Origin of the sequence: Mesorhizobium sp. M7A.F.Ca.US.006.04.2.1 (assembly GCF_004022915.1) — a bacterium.
GTDB lineage: Bacteria > Pseudomonadota > Alphaproteobacteria > Rhizobiales > Rhizobiaceae > Mesorhizobium > Mesorhizobium ciceri.
Window position 1 is genome coordinate 1 of the sequence record NZ_RZQA01000120.1, and the last position, 10,394, is coordinate 10,394.

Sequence of the window (10,394 nt, forward strand, 5' to 3'; positions counted from 1 at the left end):
GCATAGAGGACAAAGGTCATGAAAAAGGTCCCGCGACGGTCACGGGACCTTTTTCAGTGCAGGCGCCGGCAATGGCAAGCGGCAATGCTATTCCTGGTCGGCAACTTTGCGGCGGCGAGCCGGCTTGGCGGCCGGGCTCTTTTTGACGGGAGCCGTTTCACGATGCCCCATATCGCGCATCTCGAGCGCCTTTTCACACTTGGCCATGTAGTCGCGTGTCATCGGCAGCGTATCGTTCTTCTTGGCGATCTGGATCTGGAAGATCACCAGATCCTGCCAGCGGAAGGCGGCTTCCGAGGCCGCCAGATAGAATTCCCACATGCGGCAGAAGCGCTCGTCATAGATCGCCTTGGCCTTGTCGCGATTGGCGGCGAAGCGCTCGCCCCAGTGCTTCAGCGTGTCGGCATAGTGGAGCCGCAGGATCTCGACGTCGGTGACGACCAGGCCCGACTTCTCGATCGCAGGCATCACTTCCGACAGCGACGGGATGTAGCCGCCCGGGAAGATGTATTTGCGGATGAAGGCGCTGGTCGCCCACGGCACGCCGGAACGGCCGATCGTGTGCAACAGCATGACGCCATCCGGCTTGAGCAGCGTCGCGCTCTTGTCGAAGAAGGTGCGATAGTGGTTGACGCCGACATGCTCGAACATACCGACCGAGACGATGCGATCGAAACGCTCATTGAGTTCGCGGTAGTCCTTCAGCTCGAAATGCACGCGGCTTTCCAGCCCTTGCGCATGCGCCCGGTCGGTGGCGACGCCATGCTGCTCGGTCGACAGCGTGACGCCTTGCACGTCGACGTCGAACGCCTTGGCGAGATAGAGGCCAAGCCCGCCCCAGCCGGAGCCGATGTCGAGCACCGTCTGGCCGGCCTTCAGCCGGAGCTTGGCGGCGATGTGGCGTTTCTTGGCGGCCTGCGCCTCGTCGAGCGTCATATCCGGCTGCTCGAAATAGGCGCAGGAATATTGCATGTCCTCGTCGAGGAAGAGCCGGTAGAGATCGCCCGACAGATCGTAGTGGCGCTGCACGTTGCGCCGCGAGCGCGAGGCGGTGTTGATCTGCTGCAGTCGGCGGAAGGCGTGGCGCAGGCCTTCGATGGCCTTCGACCAGGTGGCGTCGATGCCGCCGCTGCCCATGTTCTGGAAGGCGATGCGCATCACGCCCAGCACGCCGCCCTCGAGAATGTCGAGTTCGCCGTCCATGTAGGCTTCAGGCACCGCCAGCATCGGATCGAAGGTGATGGCGCGCTCGGCATGCGCGGTCTTGATGTGCATGTGCACCGGCTCGCCGCTGCCGTCGCCGAAACCCACCGCCGTGCCCTTGGGGCCGGTTACCCTAAGATTGCCGGTGCGCACCAAGCGGTCGAGAACGCGCTTCAACAGAATATTCATGACCAAATGTCCCCTCTCGGCCAGACAGGCTGCCTTGGCGCGTGACCGCGAAAATCGGGATCGATTTCGCCGGAGATCTTGCGCCGAACCAAAGTTGCACAGCGTGCTTTGCGCGGCCAAAGGACGCGCGACGCCATAGTCTGCAACAATATATAGGGGTTCGAAAAGTTCCATTTGGCACAAAAATGCCCGGGCGCGAGGCCCGGGCATTGGTCCAGCATGGCTGGATGACGGCAAAGTGATCGGAGCTTGGCGTCAAGTCGTGATCAGCCCCATGGCTCCAATCGCTTGCGACGTGTGATCAGGCGTTGTCTTCGTCGCCTTCGAACTCGGTGTTCGGATCGAAGAAGTTCTCCGGCCGGGCGTTGTCGTTGATGTCGTCGCCATAGATGGCTTCGGCGGTGGTCAGCGTCTCGCCCTTGGCCTGGCGCTCGGCTTCGTCGGCCGTGCGGGCGATGTTGAGCGTGACGGTGACCTCGACTTCCGGATGCAGCGCGATCGCCACATTGGTGACACCGATGGTCTTGATCGGCTGGTTGAGCAGGATCTGGTTGCGGTTGATCGAAAAACCTTCCGCCGTCAGCAGATCGGCGATGTCGCGGGTCGAAACGGAACCGTAAAGCTGACCGGTTTCGCCGGCGGAGCGAACGGCGATGAAGCTCTTGCCGTCGAGCTTTTCAGCGACCTGGGCCGCTTCCGACTTGCGCTCGAGGTTGCGGGCTTCAAGCTGGGCGCGCTGGCCTTCGAACTTCTTCTTGTTGGCTTCGTTGGCGCGCAGCGCCTTGCCCTGCGGCAGCAGGAAGTTACGGGCGAAGCCGTCCTTGACCTTGACGGTATCGCCCATCTGGCCGAGGCGGGAAACGCGTTCGAGAAGAATGACGTCCATGGATTTGTTCCTTTGGTTGGACGCCAATCGATCGATGAGATCGGCGCCGAATGTCTTGGGAACAGGTCAGGAAGCTTGAGCGCCTTTGGCGCTGGTGTCGCTGTCCTGCCTGTGCGGCAGTTAGAGGTTTTGACCTCAACCCGGGATTTGATGTTCAACCCTGCGGCGCCCGTCGCCGTGGGAGAAGAGCGGGCGGCGAACCGCCCGCATTTGAGATATTAGCGAACCACGTAGGGCAGCAGGCCGAGGAAGCGGGCGCGCTTGATCGCCTTGGCGAGTTCGCGCTGCTTCTTCTGGCTGACGGCGGTGATGCGCGACGGCACGATCTTGCCACGCTCGGAAATGTAGCGCTGCAGCAGACGCACGTCCTTGTAGTCGATCTTGGGCGCGTTGGCGCCGGAGAACGGGCAGGTCTTGCGGCGGCGATGGAACGGGCGCCGGGTCGGGATCTGATTGATGTCGACCATTATTCTGCACCCCCTTCAAAGCCTTCGCGCGGACGGCGCGGACCACGATCGGCACCGGCGTCGCCGAACGAGCGCGGCGGACGATCGCCACGGTCGCCGCGATCACGATCGCCGAACGAACGCGGACCACGATCGCCACGGTCACGGTCGCCGAAGCCGCCGCGTTCCGAGCGCTCTTCGCGCTTCTGCATCATGGCCGACGGGCCTTCCTCATGCGCCTCGACCTTGATGGTCAGGAAACGCAGCACGTCTTCGGACAGGCCCATCTGGCGCTCCATCTCGTTGAGCGCGGCCGCCGGGCAATTCAGGTCCATCAGCGTGTAGTAGGCCTTCCGGTTCTTGTTGACCCGGTAGGTGAGGGACTTCAGTCCCCAGTTCTCGACCCGGCCGACGGACCCGCCATTTGCGGAGATGACACCCTTGTACTGTTCGACAAGCGCATCGACCTGCTGCTGCGAGAGGTCCTGCCGGGCAAGAAACACATGTTCGTAAAGAGCCATTATGTCTTATGCCTTTCTTCGTTTCTCTCCCGGTTCCCGGCGGCAAAAGCCTCTGCAACTTCTCTGACCCGCAAACCCTCGAAGGGGCAGGGGGAAGAAAGGAGCATGACGAGACGGTCGAGAGCGGAGACACGGGAGGCGGAAGCACTTCCGGCTTCACACGAAGGTTCTGAAAACCTCCGGCCCTCCGTTCAGCCCCCAGCAAGGACCGGCAGATTGCGGGCGTCTATACAGCAATCCGGCCGCAAAGCAAGGGCAAGCGGCATTCCCGTGTGTCGCAGGCGACGATCGGGAAGCAGCAACGGCCGGAGTCGTGGTTTCCGGCAACCACGTCTTAACCACACCAGCAGGTTGTGTGGAGTTGAAGCCTGGCCGTCAACGGTCGATTCATCATGGAAGGCGCAAAAGCCCGGACAACCGCGCAAAAGCGGCAAGCATTTCCGGGGGTAAGGATGCTTCTCAACAAATTATGGCGCTCGAAGAGCGGCAATTTCACGCTTGTGCTGGGACTGGGTTTGCCGGTCATCCTGACGGCAGTCGCTTTCGCAACCGATGTCTCGACCCTTATGCGGGCCAAGAGCAATTTGCAGAACGCTCTCGATTCGGCAAACCTTGCTTCTTCGCACCTTGGCGATCTCGACATCACCCGCAATGACGCTTTCAACCGCTATTTCCAGGCCAACATCGTCGGTCATGGCGAGCTCGACAATGCGCAGGCGACGTTGACTGTCGACAAGGGCGTCAACTTCGTCAAGACCAAGGCGGTTGCCTCGGCGGACGTCCATCTCAACTTCGCCTTCCTGTTCGGCGACAGCAAGCACATCGTGGTCGATGCCTCGGCGGTCGAATCGAACAACCAGCTCGAAGTCGTGCTGGTGCTGGACAACACCGGCTCGATGGCCGGCGCGCGGATGACGGCGCTGAGGACGGCGACAAAATCGTTGCTCGACACGCTCGAAGCGGCGAAATCGCCAACGCGCAAGATCCGCGCCTCGCTGGTTCCTTTCGTGACGGCCGTCAACGTCAATGGCGACGGCTTCGACCCGTCCTGGATCGACATGGACGGCAAGTCCTCAACCAACGGCGTCAATTTTCCCGTCATCTACGGCAAGCGGCCGAACCACATGGCGCTTTTCAAACAGCTCAAGAAGACCGGATGGGCCGATGCCGGATGGAATGGCACCGGATGGAAAGGTTGCGTCGAGGCGCGGCCAGGCGCTTACAATATCTCCGACACGCCACCCGACCCGGCCAAGCCCGACACGCTGTTCGTGCCCTACTTTGCGCCGGATGATCCCGAAGACGCCCAGAAGCCGTCTGGCTCCTATGGCAATTCGGATAAATACTACAACAACTCCTATCTCAACGATGTCAGCGACAAAACCAGGCTTGCCCAGTCGGGCATCAACATTCTGGGCATCGATCTCAGCAACCTGCTCGGCAATCTCATTGAACTTCTGTCGCCCGATGACAGGGATGCCAGGGAAAAGATCGCCAAATATGTTGCGCCCGCCAAGGAACTCATCACCGAGATCGGCTCTCCCATCACTGTCGGCCCGAACCGTGCGTGTCCGACCCCGGTGGTCCCCCTGACCGACGATTTCGACAAGCTGCGCAAGGCGGCCAGTCAGATGACCGAGTGGAATGGCTCGGGTACCAATGTCTCCGAGGGCCTGTCGTGGGGTATGCGCGTGCTGTCGCCTGCCGCGCCCTACACCGACGGAGCGCCGTGGAAGACGCCTGGGATCAGTAAGATAGTGCTGTTGCTCACCGACGGCGAGAACGTCGTCTATGGCGCCAGCGAACAAGAATCGACAAAGTCGGATTACACATCCTATGGCTATCTGGCTGGCGGCCGCTTCGGATCGGACAACCAGACGACCGCTGCGCGCAATGTCGACGGCTGGACCAAAAACGTTTGCACGCAATTGAAGAACGAGGGCGTGCAGATCTACACCATGGTGCTGCAATCCGACACCGCAGCCAACCGTGCGCTTTACAGCGCCTGCGCCTCGGATCCGAGCAACTATTATGCCGTCAACGATCCGACCAAACTGCCGAACGTGTTCCTTCAGATCGCCAACAATTTCACGAAGCTGCAATTGACCAACTGAACACGCGAACCGAGACGGACCAGCAGGCTCCGAGGGAATCGCTGGCCTCAACTCGTATGCGCGGCGACAATCTTGTCGACCGTTTCGGGGAAGAAGTCGGGCGCCGCGTGGCGTTTGCCGAACATCATATCGTACTGCAGCAGGCGGAAATCGCGGATCGCCGGATCGATCTCCTTCTGCCGCGCCCAATCGGGCGTGGCCTCGCCAGCCGGCGTCAGCAGCAAATTGCGGTCGACGACACGGTAGTGTTCGCTCATCTCGCCCAGGAAGCCGGTGTAGTAGGGATGGCTGATGCCGGCCGTCTTCAGGATATGATAGGGCAGGAAGGCCGGGCTGACGGCGCCCATGTGCTCAGCCGGCCCGGTGCGGTTCGACCAGATGACCAGCGGCGTCTCATGATGCTCGAGGGCAGCCTCGGGCGACGCTTCCTTGCGCGGCGCGACATTGTCCTTCAGGAAGCCGGTTTCGACATAAACCGGCCCGAGCGGCGGCAGATGGTCGCCGAAGAAGGCGATTACGGTTGGGCGGGAGCGTGTCTTTGCCCATTCGACGAGGCGTTCGAGACCGCGATCGGCATCGGCTGAGCCTTCGGCGTAGCTGAGCAGCGATTCGCGCGCCCACTGACTGATCGGCGCCTGCACCCTGTGCGTGGGACTGTAATAGCGGTTCGGTTCGTAGGGACCGTGGTTTTGCAGGCTGACCGCAAAGAAGAACACCGGCTCTTCGCTGGCGTCGGCCTCGCTGATGATCTCGTCGGTCATCGCGGCATCCGATGCCAGTGGCCCGCGCTTTTGCATTGGCGGCAGCGTCTCTTCCGACTTGAAATCGTTGAAGCCGAAATCGGCGTAGACCGCGCCACGGTTCCAGAACCAGTTGGTGCCCGGATGGATGGCGCGCGCCCGATAACCCTGGCTCTTGAGGAAGGTTGCCAGCGACGGCGTCGGCGTGCGCACATATTGCTGGTAGGGGATGCTGCCGGCCGGCAGGAACGCGTTGGAGAAGCCGGTCAGCGCCTCGAACTCGATATTGGCGGTCATGCCGCCGAACTCCGGCGAGAACATCGAGCCGGAGCGCAGCGCCCGCACATTGGGGATCGGATCGGGCGTGATGGTGACGCCGGGCAGCTTGGTCGGGTCCCAGAAGGACTCGCTCATGACGATGATGATGTCAGGCTTCTCGGCCGGCACCGAGGCGGTCACATCGGGCCTGGCGATCGCCGCGATCGCCTTGTCGGAATAGCCCGGCGGCGCAGAGACATGCGCCATCGGCACATTGAGCGCAAAGGCCAGCGCAAAACCGTTGGAGGCATAGTTTTCCTTCTGGTCCCACATGATCGGGATGATCTGCAACCGGTCCCTGGTCCAGGAGAAGGTGGCATAGTCCATGATCGAAACGAAGAAGGCGAGCAGCGGCACTGCCAGCGTCAGCCGCGCAAGGCGTCCCTTGCGGCTGAGTGCGGGAACCTTGCGGCGCCACATCCGCCAGCCATAGACGAGCAGCGACAGGCCGGCGACGATGCCGACGACCATGGCGAGCGCGGTCATCGGCCGGTCGCGCACCAAAAGCGGCAACAGCGCAAAGATCTGGCGGGCATAGAGGAAATCGGTCGGATAGAGCGGATCGCCGAGATAATGCGACTTCTGGTGGCCGACGAAGGCAAGCGATAGCGTCAGCGGCGCGACGATCATCAGGCTCTGATGGCTGCGGCCCAGCACCGCATCGAGGCCGATCAGGATCAGCGCGAACACGACGATGGTGGTCCAGCCCGGCTTGAGCGGCTGCAGGAAGAAGGAGACCGTGCCGGCAAAGTCGCCGCGCACGATCAGTTCGATGGCAAACACCAGGACGGCGGCGATCGCCAGGCTGATCAGCCCATAGCGCACGACCGGCCATCTCCTGCCCGGCAGATAGCCGGTGGAGGGGTCGTCTTCCAGGAACTGTGGCGCGGCCTTGCCGGCGCGTTTGTAACTCTTTGCCACTTTAACTTCCCCACCCAGCGACAAGCACGTCACTCGATTGTCATGGAATTGTCACGCAAAGCTAGCGCCTGTGGCCAAAATAAGAAGAGCCAGCAAACGAATCGTGAGCGGTTTTCATCAGGAGTGATCGCCAAAAAGCCTTTCGGAACAGGCACTCGGCGGATGAAGCTGCCGTCGAGCAGGGTCGAACCGGGCTTGACTTGGCGGCCTGCCTTGCGTCACAGGCAAGAAAAACTCGTCTATCAGGCAAGCAAAACCAGCCCTTGGGAGCCCGCGCATGGCCGTTGCATTCACCTTTCCTGGACAAGGCAGCCAGGCAGTCGGCATGGGCAAGGATCTCGCCGAGGCCTTTCCCGAGGCGCGCAGAATTTTCCAGGAAGTCGACGACGCGCTCGGCGAAAACCTGTCGAAGCTGATCTGGGAAGGGCCGGAAGAGACGTTGATGCTGACCGCCAACGCGCAGCCGGCGCTGATGGCGGTGTCGCTGGCCGCGATCCGGGCGCTGGAATCGCGCGGCTTCTCGCTGAAAGGCAAGGTCGCCTATGTCGCCGGTCATTCGCTGGGCGAATATTCGGCGCTCGCGGCCGCTGGCTTCGTTTCGGTTGCCGATGCCGCCAGGCTGCTGCGCATCCGCGGCAATGCCATGCAGGCGGCGGTGCCGGCCGGCGAGGGCGCCATGGCGGCGATCATCGGATTGGAACAGGCCGATGTCGAAGCCGCTTGCGCGGAAGCCGCCAAAGGCTCCGTCTGCCAGATCGCCAACGACAATGGCGGCGGCCAACTGGTCATTTCCGGCGCCAGGGCCGCGGTCGAACTGGCGGCGAAACTGTGCACTGAGAAAGGCGCCAAGCGCGCACTGATGCTGCAGGTGTCCGCGCCCTTCCATTCGGCGCTGATGGCGCCGGCCGCGAACGTCATGCGCGACGCACTCGCCGGTGTGACAAAGAATGCGCCGGTCGTTCCCGTCCTCTCCAATGTCACGGTCAGCCCGACCAGCGATCCGGACGAGATCGCCCGCCGCCTGGTCGAGCAGATAACCGGCCGCGTACGTTGGCGCGAGACCGTGGAGTGGTTCGGCGCAAATGGCGTCACCACGCTTTACGAGATTGGCGCCGGCAAGGTGCTTTCGGGATTGGCGCGGCGCATCAACCGCGACATCGCCACTGCGTCGGTCGGCTCGGCGGCTGAGGTCGAGGCAACGCTAGCAGCGCTTGCATAAAGCCCCATTTGATCCCATTCCCTGCAAAAGGGGTGTTCTCTTCTCAATCAGGAGACAAAAATGTTCGAATTGACTGGCCGCAAGGCGCTCGTCACCGGCGCATCGGGAGGCATCGGCGAGGCGATCGCCCGGATGCTGCATGCGCAAGGCGCGATCGTCGGCCTGCATGGCACCCGCGTCGAGAAACTGGAGGCGCTGGCTAGCGAGCTTGGCGACCGGGTCAAGCTGTTCCCGGCCAATTTGTCCAACCGTGACGAGGTCAAGGCGCTCGGCCAGAAAGCCGAGGCCGATCTCGAAGGCGTCGACATCCTGGTCAACAACGCCGGCATCACCAAGGACGGGCTGTTCGTGCGCATGTCGGATGCCGATTGGGACAGCGTGATCGAGGTCAATCTGACCGCCGTTTTCCGGCTCACCCGCGAACTCACCCATCCGATGATGCGCCGCCGCCATGGCCGCATCATCAACATCACCTCGGTGGTCGGCGTGACCGGCAATCCCGGCCAGACCAATTACTGCGCCTCCAAGGCCGGCATGATCGGCTTCTCCAAGTCGCTGGCGCAGGAGATCGCCACCCGCAACATCACAGTTAACTGTGTTGCACCAGGCTTCATCGAATCGGCAATGACCGACAAGCTCAACGACAAGCAGAAAGAGGCGATCATGGCGGCGATCCCGACGCGGCGCATGGGCACCAGCGTCGAAGTCGCGTCCGCCGTCGCTTATCTCGCCTCCAACGAAGCCGCCTACGTCACCGGCCAGACCATCCACGTAAATGGCGGCATGGCTATGATTTGAACGAGGTTCTGCAGCAACGCCGGCGGGTTGTGTAAAGAGACCATTTCGGCTTGGACCTCAGCTATTTTTCGTGTAATGCGGCCCGCAACCCGGCGGTTCGGGCAAAAATCGGTCCGTAGTCGTTGCGTTTCCGGCAGGACCATCTTTCAGCTTGATTAGCGGCATTCTGCCCGCTAACGAAGACAGACAAACAAAAGACGAGGATGCCCAAATGAGTGACACCGCAGAGCGCGTCAAGAAGATCGTCATCGAGCACCTTGGCGTCGATGCCGACAAAGTGACGGAGCAGGCGAGCTTCATCGATGATCTGGGCGCCGACAGCCTCGACACGGTCGAACTCGTCATGGCGTTCGAAGAAGAATTCGGCGTCGAGATCCCCGACGACGCGGCCGAGACCATCCTGACCGTCGGCGATGCCGTGAAGTACATCGACAAGGCTTCGGCCTGACGCTTTCTGCAGTCATCACCGGGGAGGACCTGCGATGAGGCGTGTCGTCGTCACGGGCCTTGGCTTGCTGTCGCCGTTCGGCATGGGCTTCGAGCACAGCTGGAAGGAGCTTCTGACCGGCCGCAGCGCTGCCAAGCGCATCACCGAGTTCGAGGTGGAGGACCTTGCTTGCAAGATCGCCCATGTCATTCCGCGTGGTGACGGCAGCAATGCCACCTTCAATCCCGAGGCCGTGCTCGAGCCGAAGGAATTGCGCAAGATCGGCGACTTCATCCTGTACGGGATTGCCGCCGCCGACGAGGCGCTGAAGGATTCCGGTTGGGAACCCAAGACGCATGAAGAGCAATGCGCCACCGGCGTCCTGATCGGCTCCGGCATCGGCGGCATCGAGGGCATCGCCGAGAACGCGATGATCCTCAAGGAACGCGGCCCGCGCCGCATCAGCCCCTTCTTCATCCCGGGCCAGATCATCAATCTCGTCTCCGGGCAGGTTTCGATCCGGCACGGGCTGAAAGGCCCGAACCATGCCGTCGTCACGGCCTGTTCGACCGGCGCGCACGCCATTGGCGATGCTGCCCGGCTGATCATGTG

General features: G+C 62.0%; 10 protein-coding genes. 5 read left to right on the plus strand and 5 right to left on the minus strand.

From position 1 onward, the window contains the following. Positions 1-87: 87 nt before the first annotated feature. The 4 genes from EN925_RS09235 to rpsF form a co-directional block, all read right to left on the minus strand. Positions 88-1,392 (minus strand): cyclopropane-fatty-acyl-phospholipid synthase family protein, encoded by a 1,305-nt coding sequence (locus EN925_RS09235; RefSeq protein ID WP_128336475.1) that lies wholly within the window; start codon positions 1,390-1,392, stop codon positions 88-90. A gap of 301 nt (positions 1,393-1,693) precedes the next feature. Continuing rightward, positions 1,694-2,278: a 50S ribosomal protein L9 gene (rplI, locus tag EN925_RS09240; protein WP_013532521.1), complete on the minus strand. Its 585-nt coding sequence runs from the start codon at positions 2,276-2,278 to the stop codon at positions 1,694-1,696. A 218-nt stretch (positions 2,279-2,496) separates the two neighbouring features. Further along, a complete protein-coding gene (rpsR, locus tag EN925_RS09245) occupies positions 2,497-2,745 on the minus strand; it encodes a 30S ribosomal protein S18 (RefSeq protein WP_006203718.1) in 249 nt (82 codons plus the stop codon). Then, a complete protein-coding gene (rpsF, locus tag EN925_RS09250) occupies positions 2,745-3,245 on the minus strand; it encodes a 30S ribosomal protein S6 (protein ID WP_013532520.1) in 501 nt (166 codons plus the stop codon). Before rpsF ends, rpsR begins: the two co-directional genes overlap by 1 nt. 452 nt (positions 3,246-3,697) lie before the next feature. On the opposite strand from rpsF, the gene EN925_RS09255 reads away from it, so the two are divergent. Beyond that, the gene (locus EN925_RS09255) at positions 3,698-5,359 is read left to right on the plus strand and encodes a pilus assembly protein (RefSeq protein WP_127368505.1); all 1,662 of its coding nucleotides are present in this window, start codon (positions 3,698-3,700) and stop codon (positions 5,357-5,359) included. 47 nt (positions 5,360-5,406) lie between these two features. Here EN925_RS09255 and EN925_RS09260 read toward each other — a convergent pair whose 3' ends face one another. Further along, entirely contained in the window at positions 5,407-7,338 is a 1,932-nt protein-coding gene (locus tag EN925_RS09260) for an LTA synthase family protein (RefSeq protein ID WP_024504319.1), read from the minus strand. Between the two features lie 277 nt (positions 7,339-7,615). On the opposite strand from EN925_RS09260, the gene fabD reads away from it, so the two are divergent. The 4 genes from fabD to EN925_RS09280 form a co-directional block, all read left to right on the plus strand. Beyond that, entirely contained in the window at positions 7,616-8,557 is a 942-nt protein-coding gene (gene fabD, locus EN925_RS09265; RefSeq protein WP_013532517.1) for an ACP S-malonyltransferase, read from the plus strand. Positions 8,558-8,617: 60 nt separating this feature from the next. After that, entirely contained in the window at positions 8,618-9,355 is a 738-nt protein-coding gene (gene fabG / locus EN925_RS09270) for a 3-oxoacyl-[acyl-carrier-protein] reductase (protein ID WP_013532516.1), read from the plus strand. Positions 9,356-9,566: 211 nt separating this feature from the next. Continuing rightward, on the plus strand, positions 9,567-9,803 hold the full coding sequence (locus EN925_RS09275; protein ID WP_006203723.1) for an acyl carrier protein: 237 nt from the start codon (positions 9,567-9,569) through the stop codon (positions 9,801-9,803). Between the two features lie 34 nt (positions 9,804-9,837). After that, positions 9,838-10,394, plus strand: a 557-nt coding sequence (locus EN925_RS09280; RefSeq protein ID WP_281040640.1) for a beta-ketoacyl synthase N-terminal-like domain-containing protein, incomplete at its 3' end; no start/stop codon positions are given.